Raw genomic sequence first — 18,032 nt, 5'->3', positions numbered from 1 at the left:
CCGCCGCGGGGGCGGCGAGCACGTCCGCCCAGAGCGGATCCTCAGGCTCCCGGCTCGGGGTCGGTCACGTCGGCGATCTGCGCCCCCAGCACGCTGACCAGGGCGTCTCCGTCCACCGTCGCCCCCACCCCGTGGCCACCGCCGCCGATCGAGACCTCGCGCCCCAACACGCGCTCATCCGCGACCACTGGCCAGGCGTGCGACGAGCCGAACGGCGTGATCGTCCCCCGCTCATAACCGGTCGCCTCCTTCGCGGTCGCCGCGTCCGGCATCGACAGCCGGCTCACCCCCAGCAGGGCGCGCAGCTTGGGCCAGGAGATGGCGCGGCCGCCGGGGACCAGCACGAACAGGTAGTCGCCCTCCCCGCGCCGCACCACGATCGTCTTGATCAGGGCCCCGGGATCGACCCCCAGCGCGGCGGCGGCCTCGGCCAGGGTCGACACGCGCCCGTGCCGCACGATGACGTGGGCGATCCCGGACGCGGCGAGCGCGCGGGCGGCACGCTGCTCCCCGGGTGTCGCGACTCCTGGCTGCGCCTCTGGCTCGCTCATGGGGCCAGCGTCACACACCGGTCGGACCGGTCGCCGAGCCACAGGCCGCGGACCTCCCGTGCGACGTCGACCACGTCGCGGCCGTCCGTCGCCACCCGGTGCACGTGCCCCGCGGCGCCCTCGTCGAGCGCGCGGGCGGCCGCGTCGGACCGCTCGACGTGCGCCGCGAGCGCGTCACCGTGCTCGCGTCCGGCCAGCCGCGCGCGAGCGGTCGAGTCCGCCGCGGTGAGCAGCACCGCGGTCACGATCGGGTCATCGCCCATGGCCGCCGCGAGCGCGTCCGCGTGCAGCACGCTCACGGTGTTCGTGTAGACGAGCCGCTGGTATCCGAGGGCCCGGTAGTTCGACCACATCGCGGTGAGGTTGCGCTCGGCGAGGTGGTGGTCCCAGGGCGCCGGCCACGCCAGGTCCAGCGCGTCCCCCTCGATCACGGCGTGCCGGACGCGCTCCGCGGCCAGCAGGTCGTGCAGCGCGAACGCCACCGTCGACTTGCCGACGCCCGAGCGCCCGCCGATCACCAGCAGCCGCGATCCGCTCACGGGCCGGACGCTATCCACTGGCGCGGCTCTCCCACCAGCGTTTTCACGCCGAGCGGCCCGAGGCAGGCCACCGCTCCGGCGCGACCTGGAACAGGTCGCCGGGCTGGCAGTCGAGCGCGTCGCAGATCACGGTGAGGGTGGAGAACCGCACCGCTCGCGCCCGGTCGTTCTTGAGCACCGAGAGGTTCGCCACGGTCACGCCGGTCAGGGCCGCGAGCTGGACCAGGGTGAGGCCGCGAGCGTCGAGCAGGGCGCCGAGGCGGCAGGTGACGCGGTGGGCCGCGGCGTCGTCGTCGGTCACACGAGGCCCTCGACGTCGGCGGCGAGGCGCGCGCCCCTGTGGGTGACCGCCGCCAGGGCGGCGAGGAGCGCGGCGACGACCACGGGCCACCAGACGATCTGGAGCGCTGGCTCGATCCAGCCGTCGGGCATGTCGAATGCGCCGTTGGCGGAGTGGATGGTCATGGCCTCGATCGAGGCGATGACGCTCGGCGCCGCCAGCATCGGCCCGGCGGTGGCCAGCGCGCCGCCCATCAGGGCGAGCGCGGAGGCGACGGCCAGTCCGCGGGCGTTCCCGCGAGCGAAGGGGCGGCCGTCGGCGGTCGCACGCAGCACCGGGATCAGGGCGAGACCCGCCCCGCCCCCGGCGATGAGTCCCACCCACAGGGGAGAGGCGGCGAGCAGGGACACCGCGCCGAGCGCGTGCGCCTCGGCGACCATGCCGCCTGCGTTCCGGACGGGGAGGGCGGCGCCACCGTGCCACTGCGCGGACGGCGCCGCCGGAGCGCAGCTGCCGCCGTCGAGCGACCACCCCTCGACGCAGGGCAGGACCACGTCCTGGGAGGCGGGCGCCGCCGTGGTGAGCCGCACCGGCACGGCCCCGGTCAGAGGGCCGTCCAGCGACATGATCCCGAGGAGGACACCCACGGCGACGGCCAGCCACGCGATCACCGTCAGGGCGCCCACCGGGGCAGCCGAGGTGAGAGCGGGCGTCCTGCGCGGCGCCTCTGGTGCTGAAGTCACGACGTGCTCCGTCTCGATCATCGGGGTGCCACTTCCTCACCTGGCATATCGACAATCGAGATGCGCGACTTGAGCTCGTCCCTCACCGCGGCATCGTGACTCACCGCGGCATCGTGACTCGCCGCTACGGTCGAGCCGTGCCCACCACCACCCCCACGCGGCAAACCGCGCCCCGGCCGCGCCGTCGCCGCTCGCCGGGGTGGGCGCCGAACCAGCACGGCGCGTGGGCGATGCTGGTCGTGCCCTTCGCCGTCGGGGCGCTGCACGCGGGGCCGTCGTGGCGGCACGTCCCGCTGCTGGCCGTCTGGCTCGTCGGGTACTTCGCGTTCTTCGCGGCCGGGCTCTGGTTGCGGTCTCGGCTCAAGGCCCGCTACCTGCCCCCGGTGCGGGCCTACGGCATCGCGACGGCGGTGCTGGCGCTCGTGGTGCTGGCGGTGGCCGGAGAGCTGGCGCGCTGGGTACCGGTGTACCTGCCCCTGCTGGCCGTCAGCCTGTGGTGCTCGTGGCGGAGGGCGGACCGCTCGTACCTCAACGACGGCGTCACGCTCGTCGCGGCGTGCCTGATGACCGTGGTCGCGGCCGGTGTCGGGTCACAGGCGCAGCGGGGCGACGTCTGGCTGCCAGGGTCCGACCTGCCGGAGGTGTGGCTGCTCGCGGGGCTGCTGCTCGCCTACTTCGGCGGCACGGTGCTGTACGTGAAGTCCCTGATCCGCGATCGCGGCAACCGGGCCGTCCACGCCGCGTCGATCGGCTACCACGCACTGGTGACCGTGCTGGCGGCGCTCGCGCAGCCGTGGCTCGGCGCGGTGTTCGCACTCCTCACCGTGCGGGCCGCCGTGGTCCCGCAGCTGTGGCCCGGCCTGGCAGCCCGCTGGATCGGCCTCGGCGAGGTCGTGGCCAGCCTCGTCCTGGCGACCGGGCTGCTGGCACTCGTCTGACCGCTCGACCGAACCGTGACGCCATCCCCCCGATGGCGCCTCATCCCTGCCGGGCCAGGGCCTCAGGGCCTCGGGGTCGCGCTCGCCGGCGTGCCGCTCGGAGGGATCGGCAGGGCCTCCCCCGCGAGGAGCTTCTCGCCAGCGGTGATCTTGACCTCGTAGGTGTCTTCCACGTTCCACAGCTGGCCGAGCTTGGCGATGTCCTCGCCGCTGTAGCCCGCGTCCCAGAAGGCGATAGCGGCGTCACTCTCCTGGTCCGTCACCTCGGGGGTGGCATTCCCGAGGTCCGCCTGCTTGCCGTCCAGGATCAGCTGGCCCGCCCGAGCCTTGATCTCGAGCGCGTCATCGAGCTGCCACAGTTCACCGAGCCTGGCGATGTCCACCGAGGAGTAGCCAGTACCCCAGAACGCGTCGTACTGGGCGCGCGTGTACCCGTCCGGCATCGGCGACCAATCGACGCCCACCGCCTGAACGGCGTTCTCGACCGCCCGCGCGACGTTCGAGTACGGATCGGCAGCAGCCGCGGCGCCCGCGCCCACCACGGCGAGGGTCGAGGTCACGACGCCCGCGACGAGGATCTTCGTGCCGCGACGGGCAGCCGTGCCGGTGGGCAGCTCGGCGAGCCTGTCCTCGATGCGCTCGGCCACGACGGAGGCATCCGGCGCGGCGGCCTCGCGTGATCGCAGGGCGCGGTCGATCCGGTCCATCAGCTCGGCGTCCGAGTGCGGGTCTTCGCCCGAGCCGTTGATGGCTCGCAAGTGGGTGCTCATGGCTGCTCCGTGGTGGTCGAGATGTGGGTGGCGCGAAGGCTGGCCAACGCCCGGGAGGCGTGGGAGCGGACGGTGGCCCCGGAGGTGTTCAGGACCTTGGCGATCTCGAGGTCGGACAGGCCCTCGTAGAAGCGGAGCACAAGGACCGCCCGTTGCCGGGGCGGCAACGTCGCCAAGGCCTGCCACATCGCGTCATCCTCGACAACCCTCCGGGCGTGGTCCTGCTCCGGGTCGGCATGGGCGGCGAGGACATCATCGGCTGCGGCCTGGATCGTGCGCACATGCCAGCGACGCCGCCAGGACAGGTGCTCGTTGGTCACCATCCGCCGCAGGTACAGGTCGGGCCGGTCCATGATCGCGATGCGGTTCCACCGCACATGGGCGCGGAGCAGCACCTCTTGGACCAGGTCGGCGGCGGTGTGCCCGTCGCCGGTCAGCACGGTCGCGTACCGCAGCAGCCCGGGCAGATAGGCGCGTACCACGTCGTCGAGCCGTTGCTGCGGGGGCGTGGCTCCGGACGCCGCCCGACTCTCGCCGGAGACCACGTTGAAATCGACGATCTCCCGCCACGGCCGCACGCGCGGGATCGCCGCGCTGTCCGGCCGGGGCGCGTGGGTCCACGTGCTCATCGGCGCACCCCGAGCAGGTCGTCGAGCGCGCCCCGCGGGTCGCGTGCCGCCGAGCGGTCGGGGCGGGGTATCGGGCGAGGGTCGAGGCATCGGGCGAGGAGCGCCTCGACCAGGGCGGCGCGCCGCACGATCGCGCTGGTGTCAAGGTCTCCGGGCAAAATGCGCACCTCCAAGGTGTCCCGCACAGGGCGGTCGGTCAGCAGCTGCTTGAGGTTCACGTCGGCGAACTTCGTCACGCCGGCGCCCTGCGCCGCGTCCCGCATCAGCGTCCAGGCGCTGCGGTCGCCGGCCTCCTGCCAAGGGAGCTCGACGAGGTCCACGAGCTCCTGGGGCAGCGGCGCCAGCCGCTGGCAGTCGGGGTTGGCGTCGAGTGCCGCCCAAAGCTCCTCCCGCCAGTGCCCGAACAGCCGAACCACGTTGGCGAACGACTCGGGGCGGCGGAACGGTGCGCCGTCCAGATGCAGGTGCACCGCGGCCTCGCGAGGGACAGTGAAGCCGAGCTCACGGGCGGGGCCCAGCAGGCGCTCGAGCGCCAGGGCGTGGTGGCGCTCGATCGGCGGCGTGACGATCTCGCAGGGGCGCTCCCGCCCCGGGGGCAGGGTCATGGCCACCGCCACGGTGGCGCCCGCGGAGTCGTTCACCCGCGCCGCGCCGGGGAGCAGGTCGACCCTGGAGCCGAACAGCTCGGCCACCGGGTCCAGCACCGTGGCCAGCGACGCGTTCGGGTCGGTGTGCCGCTCGATCAGGCGCAGCAGGCGCCCCTCGTCGCACAGGACGCGGTACCAGTCCCGGCGCCCGGGCCCCCCCAGGTTCCCGGGCGCCGGAGACAGGTCCCGCTGGATGGTGATGTCGTCCATCAGGCGAGCGACGGGCCGGCCATGCTCGTCGACCACGTCGAACGCTGGGGACAGGTGCCGGAACACCCCCACGCCCGGCACCGCTGACGGCTCGCTGTCGACGTGGAACGACCGCCGCACCCTCCCGGCGCACCGCGCCGCGAGCTCGTCTGCCAGCATCTGCCGGTCGGACCCGGCGGGCGCCAGCAGCTCGATCTCGAAGCCTGTGCGCAACAGCAGCTCGTCCACGTCGATGTCATCTCCTCGCAAGCGGGTCAGGGGTGCCGGGCGGATCGCACGTCGGGCGTCAGCCCGCCGCGGGGACCTGCCCACTCGGCGGCACCGGCAGGGTCTCGCCAGCGAGCAGCTTCTGGCCCGCGGCGATCTTGGCCTCGTAGGTGTCCTCCGAGCTCCACAGCGCGGCGAGCTGCTGGGCGTCCTCGTAGGTGTAGCCGGCGTCCCAGAACGCGGTGGCGGCTTCGGTGATCGGGTCCACGACCTCCGGGGTCGGGGCGCCCAGCTCCGCCTGCTTGCCGTCCAGGATCAGCTGGCCCGCACGGGCCTTGACCTCGTACGCGTCCTCGACCTGCCACAGGTCGGCGAGCCTGGTCACGTCAGCCAAGGAGTAGTCCGCGGCCCAGAAGGCCTCGAGGGCCGCGGAGACGTCGGCACTGATGGGCTCGGCCGCCGCGGCGGCGTCGCTGACCGTCTGCGCCGCGGCGACCTCCTGGCCGCCTGCCGTTGCGCCGTCGGCGCCCGAGCCGAGCCCGGTGGCCATCGCGACTCCGCCACCGGCGAGGGACAGGCCCGCGGCGATCAGGCCGACGGTCATCCACCGGCGGCGGGGGCGGGCCTCGCCGTCCGCGAGTGTGGACATCGGGGTCGTGGTGATGTCGTTCATCGGTCCTCCAGGTGTGTCGCGAACTTGCTGACCCTCTGAAGACGCGGCTCGACGCCCAGGTGTGCAGTCCGTGCGCAGTCCGATTCGCACCTCTCGTGCGATCGGCCAATGTACGGGCCGGGTCCCCCAGGTCGGGGCACTCCGGGCATAGCGTGTCCACATGGCCGACGACCTCGGGAGCACGCACGACATCCGCCTGCGGGACGGGCGCACCCTGCGCGCCTACGACGCCTCGCCCGCGCGGACCGGACGCACGGCGGTGGTGTGGCATCACGGCTCGCCGCAGAGCGGCGTCCTGATCGAGCCCTTGGTCGCGGCCGCCGAGGCCCTCGACGTCCGGCTCGTCTCCTACGCCCGTCCTGGCTACGGCGGGTCCACCCCTGCTCCGGGCCGGGACGTCGCCGCGGCGGCCGACGACGTGGCGCAGCTCGCCGACGCGCTGGGCCTCGGCCCCCTCGCCGTGATGGGCGCCTCGGGCGGGGGCCCGCACGCGTTGGCCTGCGCGGCGCTGCTGCCGGGCCGGGTCGTCGCGGTCGCATGCCTCGCCGCGATCGCGCCGCCGACCGGCCGTGACGACTGGTACACGGGCATGGCGAGCCCCGAGGGCCTGCGAGCCGCGGCGGCGGGCGGGCGGGAGGCGAGGGCGAGGCACGAGGAGGAGGCGGAGTTCGACCCGTCGTCGTTCACCGAGGCGGACTGGGCCGCCCTGGCCGGGCCATGGGCGTCGCTGGGCGAGGACGCCGCGCACGCGGGCGAGGCGTGGCCCGGCGGGCTCGTGGACGACGACGTCGCGTTCACCCGGCCGTGGGGATTCGACCTCGCCCAGGTCATGGCTCCCGCGCTACTGGTGCAGGGCGGGCGGGACCGCGTGGTCCCCGCCGCGCACCTCGAGCTCGTGGCGGCGTCGCTGCCCGGCGCCGAGGTGTGGCGCAGGCCTGACGACGGCCACATCTCGGTGCTCGACGCGTGCGCCGACGCGATGGCGTGGCTCGTGGCGCGCGCCTGACGCCTCGACGAATTTCATGGGGCGAATAATCTCTCCGACGAGCGGGATGATATTCATCCCCTGACTTTTCTCTCCGATGACCCGGGGTGTCCATTCTGTGGCAATTCTTCAGTGCTGGCGCAGCACAATGCCCGGCAGTCCTGAGGACTGCCGGGCATCGGTGTCGACTGGTGGGGCCACGCAGCGGCCCGGCGCGTCAGCGCACCAGCGGCGTCATCCCCGAGAGGCTGATCAGATGGGCCATGTCACGACGCTGTGCGGCAGTGAGGGCCCGGCTCGAAGGGACTAGATGACGGCGGCGTGCGCGGCGGACAGGGGTGGCGTCCGACTTTCGCGAGGTGATGGTGTTCACACCGTGAACAATACTGACGCCCGACGCGGAAGACGATTATTTTTCCACCTCTCGAAATGTGGCGTGGAGCACATTGTTGTCCAGGCGCCACTCGCCTACCGCCGGATTCTCCCCTCGTCGATCAGGTGGTCGCTCCAGGCGCAGGGGCGACCGGGCCGTAGAGCGGTTGGACGTCGGCCATCTCGAGGTCGGCCGTCGCCTGGATGAGCGCCAGCAGATCGGGGTCGAGCCCAGGCGCGAACTCCTCGAAGCGCTCTGCCGCGATGGTCGACGGGACACCCTCGGGCGCCTGCTCGCTCGCGTCGAGCACGGTGCCGTCCTGGGACGGGGACATCCCCTGGTAGATCTTCCCAGCCTCCGACTGCGCCGCCAGGTCGAACGTGTACTGCTTGCTCTGCAGGCCGAGGTCGAGCAGCTTCTTGACCTCCGGGAACTGCTCGGCGTTGGTCTTGGGGATCGGCAGGACCTTGCCCCAGTCCACGCCCAGGGTCTCCAACGCCCGCGCGTACGCGTTCTCATGGGCCTGGTCACGGACGATCAGGTACGCGATGGTCGAGCGGGCCGTCTTGTTCGCGGTCATCTCGTAGATGCGGCACTTCTGCAGCCGACCGGTGGACTCGAGCATCAGGTTGTACAGCAGGTCGAGCACCAGGTTGCCGGAGTTGTAGACGTAGGAGCCGCTCCACGGGTTGCCCGCCGCGTCCACCGGCAGGGCGCCCTGGGCCGCGACCAGGTAGTGGTGGATGTTGCTCTGGTCCAGCGCGATGGCCAACGGTGTGGCGCCCCCAGCCCCCGGCGTGTCCAGCGGGTCGGTGGGGCTGCCCTGGTACCGGGGCGACCCGTCCAAGAGACGGGCGATCGTGGTCCCGATCAGCTCCACGTGGCTGATCTCCTCCGTGCCGATGCCCTGCAGCAGGTCCCGGTAGGGCTTCCCGGCCGGGCCACGGAAGTTGATGCTCTGGAACAGGTACTGCATCATCGTCCGCATCTCGCCGAATTGGCCGCCCAACCCCTCTTGCAGCGCGTTGGCGGCAGCCGGGTCCGGCTCGTCCGGAACGATCTCGTTGATGAGGCGCTGCACGTGCAGGTACATGGCCGTCTCCTCTGCGCTGAGTCGTCGGCCCCCTGGAGGAGAGGGCGCAAGACCACTGTGGCCCTGGAGGGCGGACCCCGCATCTTGCGGGGTGAGACACCCAGGGGCTGCGCGTTCGCCCCCGGCGCCCGACGACACGCGTGTGGGCTGAGATTGTGGGCGGCGGCTCGCAGGTTCACCAGGGACAATGGGCGGTCGTGAGCAGCCCTGGAGAGCACCAGCCGACCCCGGAGGGGACCGATCCCGGTTCCCGACCGGCTCGGCGGCGCCGCCCTCCCCGCCGGCGGCCAGCCCGCGACGCCGCGGGTCCGGAAGGCCGCTCGGACCGGGCCCCCGGGCGTGGAGCGGAGAACGAGCGCGGGCCCCATGACCCGGGCCGCACCGGCCGCGGGGACGACCAGCACCGCCGTGAGCGCCGTGCCGCCGTGCGCCGCGCCACCGCCGTCCCGCCCATCACGTACCCCGAGCAGCTCCCGGTCTCGGCGCGGCGCGAGGACATCGCCGCGGCGATCCGCGACCACCAGGTGGTGATCGTCGCGGGCGAGACCGGCTCCGGGAAGACCACGCAGCTGCCCAAGATCGCGCTCGACCTGGGCCGTGGCCGCGAGGGGCAGATCGGGCACACGCAGCCCCGCCGGATCGCCGCGCGCACGGTCGCGGAGCGCATCGCCGACGAGCTCGGCACGTCCATCGGCGAGCTCGTCGGCTACCAGGTGCGCTTCACGGACGAGTCGAGCGAGCGCACCCTCGTGAAGGTCATGACCGACGGCATCCTGCTGGCGCAGATCCAGCGGGACCCCATGCTGCGCGGCTACGACACCCTGATCATCGACGAGGCCCACGAGCGCTCGCTCAACATCGACTTCCTGCTGGGGTACCTGACCCGGCTGCTGCCCCAGCGACCCGAGCTCAAGGTGATCATCACCTCGGCGACGATCGACTCCGAGCGGTTCGCGCGGCACTTCTCCGGCCCGCCCACCGCCGAGCACCCGGACGGCGTCCCTGCGCCGGTCATCGAGGTCACCGGGCGCACGTACCCGGTCGAGGTCCGCTACCGCCCCCTGGCGCCCGACCCGGAGCCCGAGCCCGAGGCCGGCGGTCCGGGCGCGCCCAAGGCCGCGGCGCGCGGCGCGAAGAAGCCGCGCGAGGTCGAGGAGCGCGACCCGCTGACGGCCATCTGCGAGGCGTTCGACGAGCTCGCGGCCGAGGGTCCGGGCGACATCCTGGTGTTCTTCTCGGGCGAGCGGGAGATCCGCGACGCGGAGGAGGCGTTGCGCTCCCACCTCGGCGAGCGGGCCTCGGACCTGCGCCGGCCGGACGCCGTGGAGATCCTGCCGCTGTACGGGCGGCTGTCGGCCGCGGAGCAGCACCGGGTGTTCCAGCAGCACGGCAACCGCCGCGTGGTGCTGGCCACCAACGTCGCCGAGACGTCCCTGACCGTGCCGGGCATCCGGTACGTGATCGACCCGGGCACGGCGCGCATCTCGCGGTACTCGAAGGCCACGAAGGTGCAGCGGCTGCCCATCGAGCCCATCTCGCAGGCGTCCGCGAACCAGCGCTCGGGCCGGTGCGGGCGCGTCGCGGACGGCATCGCGATCCGCCTCTACTCCGAGCAGGACTTCGCCTCGCGGCCGGAGTTCACCGAGCCGGAGATCCTGCGCACGTCCCTCGCGTCGGTGATCCTGCAGATGATCGCGGTGGGGGTCGCGACCACGCCCGACGACATCGCGAAGTTCCCGTTCGTGGACCCGCCGGACACCCGCTCGGTGCGGGACGGCACGCAGCTGCTCACTGAGCTGGGCGCCCTCGGCTCGGGCGACGAGGCGGGCACGGGCCTGACCCGGGTGGGCCGCGACCTGGCCCAGCTGCCGATGGACCCGCGCCTGGGCCGGATGATCGTCGAGGCGGGCCGCCGCGGGGTCGCCCGCGAGGTGATGATCATCGCCGCCGCCCTGTCCATCCAGGACCCGCGCGAGCGCCCGATGGAGCAGCGCGCGCAGGCCGACCAGTCGCACGCGCGGTTCGCCGACCCCACGTCGGACTTCCTCACGTACCTGAACCTGTGGCAGTACCTCAAGGAGCAGCAGCGGGACCTGTCCGGCTCGGCGTTCCGCCGCCTGTGCAAGGCGGAGCACCTCAACTACCTGCGCATCCGCGAATGGCAGGACGTGGTGACGCAGCTGCGCGAGCTGGCGAAGCCGCTGGGCATCGTGGTGAACCCGCCGCCGCAGCGGAAGGCCCCCGACGCGGCGCCGTCGGGCAAGGCCGCCGCCCCCGCCGGTCCCCGCCGGCGCACCGCCCCCGGCGCAGCCCAGACAGTCCTCGACTCCGACACCGCCGACGGCCCCGGAACGCTGCGGCTCGACTGGGACGCGGACCGCATCCACCTGAGCCTGCTCGCGGGCCTGCTCAGCCAGATCGGCATGCAGGAGGCCACCGAGGTCACCCCGCCCGCCGCGCAACGCGGCAAGCGACCGCCAGGCCGACCGGACCGCCGGGGCCGCAACGAGTACGTCGGCGCCCGTGGCGCGCGGTTCGCCATCTTCCCTGGATCAGCCCTGGCCAAGCGGCCGCCGGCGTGGATCATGGCCGGCGAGCTCGTCGAGACGTCGCGGCTGTGGGCCCGTGACGCGGCGCGCATCCAGCCCGAGTGGGCCGAGGAGCTCGCCCAGCACCTGGTGAAGCGCACCTACTCCGAGCCGTCGTGGTCCACCAAGCAGGGCGCCGCGATGGCGATGGAGCGCGTGCTGCTCTACGGCGTGCCGATCGTCGCCCAGCGTCGGGTGCTCTACGCCAAGCACGACCCGGAGCACGCCCGCGAGCTGTTCATCCGGCACGCCCTGGTCGAGGGCGAGTGGACCACGCACCACGAGTTCTTCCACGAGAACCGCCGCCTGCTCCGGGAGGCCGAGAGCCTCGAGGCCCGTGCCCGCCGCCGTGACCTGGTCGTGGACGACGAGGTCCTGTTCGCCTTCTACGACGAGCGGATCCCCGCCGACGTGGTCTCCGCCCGGCATTTCGACACCTGGTGGAAGACGGCGCGGCGCGCGGACCCGGAGCTGCTGAGCTTCACCCGCGAGCTGCTCGTCGCGGACGACGGCGCCGCGGTCGACGAGTCCGACTTCCCCACGACGTGGCCGCAGGGCGACCTGGAGCTGCCGCTGACCTACCAGTTCGAGCCGGGCACGGACGCGGACGGCGTCACCGTCCACATCCCGCTCGTGCTGCTGGCCCGCGTGCGGCCGGACGGTTTCGGCTGGATGGTCCCCGGGCTGCGCGAGGAGCTGGTCACGGCCACCATCCGGGCGCTGCCCAAGCCGGTGCGCGTGCAGCTGGTCCCCGCGCCGGACGTGGCCCGCGGCGTCGTCGCGTGGTTCGACGAGCACCTGGCGAGCTGGGAGGACACGGTGCGCGCGGGCGAGCTCGCGCCGTCCTTCCACCAGGCGTTCGCTCAGGCGGTCCGCACGATGCGCGACGTCGAGGTGCCCGAGGACGCGTTCGACGACGAGCGGCTGCCGGCCCACCTGCGCATGACGTTCCGCGTCGAGACCGCCGGGCAGGTGGTCGAGGAGGGCAAGGACCTCATCGGGCTCCAGCGCCGGCTGGCGCACCGCACGCAGGACGCGGTGAGCACCGCCGTCCGCACCGCCGTGCGGGACGCCATGCGCGAGGTCGGGCGCGGCCGCGGCGCGAAGAGCCCTGCCGCCGCCGATCCCGCCTCCGCGAGCCCCGACGCCTCACGCGCCGTGACGCCTGCCCCGGGCTCGGCGCCCTCGGCCGCCCCACCGTCCCCCGGCATCCCCGAGCGCACCGGCCTGACCACCTGGCCGGACACGCTGCCCGACGGCGCCCTGCCTCTGACCGTCGAGACGTCTGGCCCTGGCGGCCTGCGGGTGCGCGGCTACCCGGCGCTGGTCGAGGAGCCGGACGGGACCGTCGCGCTGCGAGTGATGGCAGATCCGGCGACCCAGGTCGTCGAGCACCGCCGCGGCCTGCGCCGGCTGCTGCTGCGCGAGACGGCCCTGGCGACGCCCCGCGTGACCACCCGCTGGTCGGGGCAGCAGGCGCTCACCCTGGCCGCGAGCCCGTACCCGAGCACCGACGCGCTGGTGGCCGACGTGCAGCTCGCCGCGGTGGACCACCTGCTGGCCGAGCACCTGGCCGGGCGGCCGGCCACCGAGGTCCGCACGGCCGACGCCTACGCCACTCTGCGGGCTGCCGTGCGGGAGCAGATCGAGGACACGGTGCACCGCATCGTCACCGACCTGGTGGCGGTGCTCGGCGCGGCGCGGGAGCTCGACGCTGAGGTGCGCGGCTCGAGCAGCCTGGCCCTGCTGGCCACGTTGCAGGACGTCCGCGAGCAGGCGGCCCGCCTGGTGCACGTCGGGTTCGTCGCCGAGGTGGGCGCCGCGCGGCTCCCACACCTGGCCCGGTACCTGCGCGCGGCCCGGCACCGGTTGGCCAAGGCGGCCGGCAATCCCGATCGCGACGCCTCCCTGGCGTGGACCGTCGCCGAGCTGACCCGTGAGCACGCGGCCGCCGTCTCGCGGGCCGAGGCCACGGCCGCCCACGCGCAGGCCGTCGACCCTGACCGGCGGGCGGCGCTCGAGGCGGTGCGGTGGATGATCGAGGAGCTCCGGGTCTCCCTGTTCGCGCAGCAACTCGGCACGGACGGGCCGGTCAGCGAGAAGCGCATCCGCAAGGCCCTCGCCGAGGCCTGACGGCCGCGTGCTGGGAGCCGGCAGAGCCCACCGGGCGAAACTTGGCGGCCCTCCGGGTGAGGTTGCGTGGCGACGCTCCCACACCTTCTTCCTCCGCACTACAGTGCCCGCATGACGACCCGGCCGAACCGCGACGACGCGGACCGAGAGGCACTTGACGGCGTCTCCGGGTCGAGCCCTGCTCCGCCGACCGAGGAGATCCTCATCGCCGTGCACGACGGCCTAGCCAAGGTGCCGGCCGGGTCTCCGCATGCGTGGTTCGAGGTGCCCCGGCAGCGCACCTCCGCCGCCGCGCCCAAGATGGGACGCCGCCGCACCTCCTGAGCGCCGGTCGGCTCGTCAGTGGGGCGCCGCAGAATGGCGCCATGCCCTCCGACACCGCGCCGCCGTCTGGGACGCCCCTCGCCGCGCGGCGCTGCTTCGGCGACGGCAACCCGCTGTACGAGGAGTACCACGACACGGAATGGGGCCGTCCGGTGCACGGCGACCGCGCCCTGTTCGAGCGGGTCGCGCTCGAGAGCTTCCAGTCGGGCTTGGCGTGGATCACCGTGCTGCGCAAGCGGCCGGCGTTCCGGGAGGCCTTCGCCGACTTCGACGCGGGTGTCGTCGCCCGCTACGGCGAGGCGGACGTCGCCCGGCTGCTGGCGGACGCGGGGATCATCCGCAACCGGGCCAAGATCGAGGCGACGATCGCCAACGCCCGCGCGGTGCTGGCGCTGGCGGAGTCCGGCCGCTCGCTCGACGAGGTCTTCTGGTCCCACGCCCCGGACCGCTCCGCGCACGTGCGCCCGCAGGCCTGGGAGGACGTGCCGCCCGTGACCGCGGAGTCGCGCGCCCTGGCCCGCGAGCTCAAGTCGCTGGGCTTCCGGTTCATAGGCCCGACCACCGCGTACGCCGCGATGCAGGCGTGCGGCCTGGTGGACGACCACCTCGCGGGATGCCCGGTCGTCGTGGCGTCGAGGGCGCCCGGTCCGACCGCTCCGACGCGATAAAATCAGGAGGTAGCGGGAGGACCGTTCCGAAGCGGTCGTGCTGGGATCCGCAATATCTCGGCCCGTGAGAAGCGTTGCCCACATGGCGATATCGCCCTATCATTGCGTCACCATCCAGAGCGGCCGAGAGACCTGGCTCGACGACGCCGCAGCAACCCCCCTCGTTCATCGCGGGTGTGGGTGCTTCCGCCAGGGTCGATGGAGCTGACCATGACCTGCATGGATCGTTGTCGTCCCGTGGCTGTGCCGCGCCCGAGCCACCGAGGCGCGCGGTGAGCGCGGCGCCCGAGGCGTGGCCCGACGACCCGGTCGAGGCCGCCACTCGTGACCACCTCGCGGTGGTGGACCGCCCGACGGTGTCGTTCGAGCTCTACCCGCCGCGCAACCCGGACGCGGCGCCGCGACTGTGGGAGACGATCCAGGCGCTGAGCTCGGCGCGCCCCGACTTCGTCTCGGTGACCTACGGCGTCGAGGGCAAGACCCGGGACACCACCCGCCGCCTGGTGCGCCGCCTGCTGCGGGAGACGGCGCTCAACCCGATCGCGCACCTGACCTGCGTGGGGACCTCCCGCGCGGAGGTCATCGAGGTCGTCGAGGAGTTCCTCGACGAGGGCGTCCGCTCGTTCCTCGCCCTGCGCGGGGACCCGCCGCCCCACCAGTCGGACTGGAGCCCGCACCCGGACGGCCTGCGCACTGCCGCGGAGCTTGTCGCCCTGCTCCGGCAGATCGAGGCCCGGCGGCGGGCCCAGAGCCCGGCGCAGGCGGTGCGGGCCACGGTCCGCCCCTTGTCGGTGGCCGTCGCGGCCTTCCCCCGCGGCAACGCGCCCGTCGGCAGCACCCGGGAGCAGGACATCGCCGCGCTGCTCGACAAGCAGTGCGCGGGGGCCGACTTCGCCATCTCGCAGGTGTTCTACGACCCGGCGTCGTACCTCGGCATGGTCGCGGAGGCCCGGCGGGCGGGGGTCACCATCCCGATCATCCCGGGCATCATCCCCACCACGGACCCGGGCCGGCTGCTCCGGCTCGAGGCGCTCACCGGCGTGCAGGTCCCCCGCGACCTCCTGGCCCGCCTCGAGTCGGTGGACGACGAGGTGGCACGCCACCGGATCGGCATCCGGGCGGGCGTCGACCTGGTCAACGCCGTCCTGGACGGCGGGGCGCCCGGCGTCCACATCTACACCTTCAACACCCACCATGCCGCGCTCGACCTGCTCGAGGGCGCACATCTCGGCGGAGGGGCCACCGGCCCCGGCGCCCGGCCTGCTGCCGACGGGCCGCAGGCCACCACCACCCAGGCCGATCACCAGACCTCGAGGGGCTCAGCATGACCACGAACGACACGACCGCCACGCCGGAGTTCCCGGCCGGCACCGTCCTCGGCTACCCCCGCATCGGGCCGCGCCGCGAGCTCAAGAAGGCCATCGAGGCCTTCTGGGCCGGGCGCACCGACGCCGCCGAGGTCGAGGCCGTCGCGGCCGACCTGCGCCGTCGCACCCGCACCCGCCTCGCCGAGCTGGGGCTGCGCACCGACCTGCCCGCCATCCCGTCCGCCTTCTCGTTCTACGACCAGGTGCTCGACGCGACGGCGCTGCTGGGCGCCGTGCCCGCGCGGTTCGCCGACCTGGTGGGCGACGACGGACGCCTGGACCTGGCCGGGTACTCCACGGTCGCCCGCGGCCGCGGCGAGGACCTGCCGCTCGAGATGACCAAGTGGTTCGACACGAACTACCACTACCTGGTGCCGGAGATCGGCCCCGAGACCGAGTTCCGCTACGCGAGCGACCGCCCGGTGCGCGAGTTCGCCGAGGGCCTGGCCGACGGCGTGCTGACCCGGCCCGTGATCGTCGGCCCGGTGACGTACCTGGCCCTGGCCAAGCCGACCGAGGGCGCTCCGGAGGGCTTCTCCCCGATCGACCGGCTCGCGGACGTGCTGCCCGTGTACGCGGAGCTGCTGCGCGACCTGCGCGCCGCGGGAGCCACCTGGGTGCAGCTCGACGAGCCCGCCCTGGTCTCCGACTCCGTCGACGCCACTCCCGAGCAACTGCACGCCGCCGTCGCGGAGGCCTACCGCGCGCTCGCCACCCAGATCCCGGCCGACGAGCGCCCCGCGATCCTCGTCGCCGCGCCCTACGGTGACCTCGGGGAGGCCCTGCCACTGCTGGCCGCCACGGACATCGAGGGCATCGCGCTCGACCTGGTGCGGGGCGCCCTGCCCGCTGAGCCCGTGCCCGGCCTGGCCGGCAAGGTCGTGGTCGGCGGCGTGATCGACGGCCACAACGTCTGGCGGGCCGACCTGGGCCGCGCCCTCGACCGCCTCGAGTCCCTGCGCGGTATCGCGGGCGCCGAGGCGACCGTCGCCGCCGGCACGTCCACGTCGCTGTTCCACGTGCCGCACGACGTCGAGGACGAGCCTGCGCTCGACCCCACGCTGCGCTCGTGGCTGGCTTTCGCCGACCAGAAGGTCGCCGAGGTCGCCGCGCTCGCCACCGGGCTGGCCGAGGGCGGGCTCGCCGTCAAGGAGCAGATCCTGGCCGCCGACGCCGCGCTCGCCACCCGGCGCAACGCCCCCGGCGTCGTCCGGCCCGAGGTCCGCGAGCGGCTGGCGGCCCTGGGCGAGGACGCGTTCCAGCGCGGCGACTTCGCCGACCGCAAGGCCGCCCAGGCGCAGCGCCTGCAGCTGCCGCCGCTGCCGACCACGACCATCGGCTCGTTCCCGCAGACCCCCGACATCCGCAAGGCCCGCGCCGCCCACGACCGCGGGGACCTCAGCACCGCGCAGTACGAGGACGAGATGCGCGCGGAGATCCGCCGCGTCGTCGAGCTGCAGGAGTCGATCGGGCTGGACGTGCTGGTGCACGGCGAGCCGGAGCGCAACGACATGGTGCAGTACTTCGCGGAGAACCTCGACGGGTTCGCCGTGACGCAGAACGGGTGGGTGCAGTCCTACGGCTCGCGCTGCACGCGCCCGTCGATCCTGTGGGGCGACGTGTCGCGCCCGGCGCCCATCACGGTGGGCTGGACGCAGTACACGCAGTCGCTGACCTCCAAGCCCGTCAAGGGCATGCTGACCGGACCGGTGACGATCCTGGCGTGGTCGTTCGTGCGCGACGACCAGCCGCTGGGCGACACGGCCAACCAGGTCGCGCTCGCGCTCCGGGACGAGATCACGGACCTGGAGGCGGCGGGCATCGCCATCGTGCAGGTCGACGAGCCGGCGCTGCGCGAGCTGCTGCCGTTGCGCGCGGCCGACCACGCGGCGTACCTCGACTGGTCGGTGCGCTCGTTCCGGCTGGCGACCTCCGGGGTGCGGGCGGACACGCAGATCCACACCCACCTGTGCTACTCCGAGTTCGGCGAGGTCATCGGCGCGATCGACGGCCTGGACGCCGATGTGACGTCCATCGAGGCCGCGCGCTCCAAGATGGAGATCCTGGGCGACATCGCCGATGCCGGCTACCCCCGCGCGGTGGGCCCCGGCGTCTACGACATCCACTCCCCGCGGGTGCCCAGCGAGGCCGAGGTCACCGAGCTGCTCGAGTCCGCGGTGAAGTCGATCGCCGTCGACCAGCTCTGGGTCAACCCGGACTGCGGACTCAAGACCCGCCGGTACGAGGAGGTCACGCCCTCGCTCGAGAGCATCCTCGCCGCGACCCGTGCGGTGCGCGCGACGCTCTGACACGG

16 protein-coding genes and 1 riboswitch are annotated in these 18,032 nt (G+C 73.6%); of the genes, 7 read left to right on the top strand and 9 right to left on the bottom strand.

The features are described from left to right. Positions 1 to 41: 41 nt before the first annotated feature. Genes NP064_RS00420 through NP064_RS00405 form a run of 4 tightly spaced genes read right to left on the bottom strand, consistent with a single transcriptional unit; the run spans position 42 to position 2,113 of the window. Positions 42 to 551 (bottom strand): aminoacyl-tRNA deacylase, encoded by a 510-nt coding sequence (locus NP064_RS00420; protein ID WP_227568473.1) that lies wholly within the window; start codon positions 549 to 551, stop codon positions 42 to 44. Beyond that, positions 548 to 1,090, bottom strand: coding sequence for a nucleoside/nucleotide kinase family protein (locus tag NP064_RS00415; RefSeq protein WP_227568474.1), 543 nt, complete (start codon positions 1,088 to 1,090; stop codon positions 548 to 550). The genes NP064_RS00420 and NP064_RS00415 overlap by 4 nt, the downstream gene beginning before the upstream one ends. A 43-nt stretch (positions 1,091 to 1,133) precedes the next feature. After that, complete coding sequence (locus NP064_RS00410) at positions 1,134 to 1,391, bottom strand: helix-turn-helix domain-containing protein (RefSeq protein WP_227568475.1); 258 nt, start codon at positions 1,389 to 1,391, stop codon at positions 1,134 to 1,136. Continuing rightward, positions 1,388 to 2,113: a hypothetical protein gene (locus tag NP064_RS00405; protein WP_227568476.1), complete on the bottom strand. Its 726-nt coding sequence runs from the start codon at positions 2,111 to 2,113 to the stop codon at positions 1,388 to 1,390. Before NP064_RS00405 ends, NP064_RS00410 begins: the two co-directional genes overlap by 4 nt. Before the next feature lie 137 nt (positions 2,114 to 2,250). Here NP064_RS00405 and NP064_RS00400 point away from each other — a divergent pair, with 137 nt between their 5' ends. After that, positions 2,251 to 3,051, top strand: coding sequence for a YwiC-like family protein (locus NP064_RS00400; protein ID WP_227568477.1), 801 nt, complete (start codon positions 2,251 to 2,253; stop codon positions 3,049 to 3,051). 62 nt (positions 3,052 to 3,113) lie between these two features. Here NP064_RS00400 and NP064_RS00395 read toward each other — a convergent pair whose 3' ends face one another. From NP064_RS00395 to NP064_RS00380, 4 genes are read right to left on the bottom strand one after another with little or no spacing between them, the layout of a single operon-like run. After that, positions 3,114 to 3,821, bottom strand: coding sequence for a hypothetical protein (locus NP064_RS00395; protein WP_227568478.1), 708 nt, complete (start codon positions 3,819 to 3,821; stop codon positions 3,114 to 3,116). Beyond that, positions 3,818 to 4,450: an RNA polymerase sigma factor gene (locus NP064_RS00390; RefSeq protein ID WP_227568479.1), complete on the bottom strand. Its 633-nt coding sequence runs from the start codon at positions 4,448 to 4,450 to the stop codon at positions 3,818 to 3,820. Before NP064_RS00390 ends, NP064_RS00395 begins: the two co-directional genes overlap by 4 nt. Next, positions 4,447 to 5,535, bottom strand: a complete 1,089-nt coding sequence (locus NP064_RS00385) for an amidoligase family protein (protein WP_227568480.1) — start codon at positions 5,533 to 5,535, stop codon at positions 4,447 to 4,449. The genes NP064_RS00390 and NP064_RS00385 overlap by 4 nt, the downstream gene beginning before the upstream one ends. 58 nt (positions 5,536 to 5,593) lie before the next feature. Then, complete coding sequence (locus NP064_RS00380) at positions 5,594 to 6,187, bottom strand: hypothetical protein (RefSeq protein ID WP_227568481.1); 594 nt, start codon at positions 6,185 to 6,187, stop codon at positions 5,594 to 5,596. Positions 6,188 to 6,347: 160 nt separating this feature from the next. Between NP064_RS00380 and NP064_RS00375 the strand changes: the two genes are divergently transcribed. Next, positions 6,348 to 7,193 carry an alpha/beta fold hydrolase gene (locus NP064_RS00375; RefSeq protein ID WP_227568482.1) on the top strand — a complete coding sequence of 282 codons (846 nt, stop codon included), beginning with the start codon at positions 6,348 to 6,350 and terminating at the stop codon, positions 7,191 to 7,193. A 473-nt stretch (positions 7,194 to 7,666) separates the two neighbouring features. Here NP064_RS00375 and NP064_RS00370 read toward each other — a convergent pair whose 3' ends face one another. After that, on the bottom strand, positions 7,667 to 8,638 hold the full coding sequence (locus NP064_RS00370) for a manganese catalase family protein (RefSeq protein WP_227568483.1): 972 nt from the start codon (positions 8,636 to 8,638) through the stop codon (positions 7,667 to 7,669). Between the two features lie 197 nt (positions 8,639 to 8,835). On the opposite strand from NP064_RS00370, the gene hrpA reads away from it, so the two are divergent. From hrpA to metE, 5 genes are all read left to right on the top strand, one after another. Beyond that, complete coding sequence (gene hrpA / locus NP064_RS00365) at positions 8,836 to 13,359, top strand: ATP-dependent RNA helicase HrpA (protein ID WP_372456343.1); 4,524 nt, start codon at positions 8,836 to 8,838, stop codon at positions 13,357 to 13,359. Positions 13,360 to 13,470: 111 nt separating this feature from the next. Beyond that, a complete protein-coding gene (locus tag NP064_RS00360) occupies positions 13,471 to 13,683 on the top strand; it encodes a hypothetical protein (protein WP_227568485.1) in 213 nt (70 codons plus the stop codon). Positions 13,684 to 13,724: 41 nt separating this feature from the next. Continuing rightward, the gene (locus NP064_RS00355) at positions 13,725 to 14,351 is read left to right on the top strand and encodes a DNA-3-methyladenine glycosylase I (RefSeq protein ID WP_227568486.1); all 627 of its coding nucleotides are present in this window, start codon (positions 13,725 to 13,727) and stop codon (positions 14,349 to 14,351) included. Between the two features lie 107 nt (positions 14,352 to 14,458). Further along, positions 14,459 to 14,556, top strand: a riboswitch (SAM riboswitch). A gap of 67 nt (positions 14,557 to 14,623) precedes the next feature. Further along, positions 14,624 to 15,679 (top strand): methylenetetrahydrofolate reductase, encoded by a 1,056-nt coding sequence (locus NP064_RS00350; RefSeq protein WP_227568487.1) that lies wholly within the window; start codon positions 14,624 to 14,626, stop codon positions 15,677 to 15,679. Further along, the gene (metE, locus tag NP064_RS00345; protein ID WP_227568488.1) at positions 15,676 to 18,027 is read left to right on the top strand and encodes a 5-methyltetrahydropteroyltriglutamate--homocysteine S-methyltransferase; all 2,352 of its coding nucleotides are present in this window, start codon (positions 15,676 to 15,678) and stop codon (positions 18,025 to 18,027) included. Before NP064_RS00350 ends, metE begins: the two co-directional genes overlap by 4 nt. The last annotated feature ends 5 nt before the right edge of the window (positions 18,028 to 18,032 follow it).

The organism is Cellulomonas chengniuliangii (genome assembly GCF_024508335.1).
In the GTDB taxonomy this organism is placed as follows: Bacteria; Actinomycetota; Actinomycetes; order Actinomycetales; family Cellulomonadaceae; genus Cellulomonas_A; species Cellulomonas_A chengniuliangii.
This window is presented reverse-complemented; position numbering and strand designations above follow the sequence as displayed.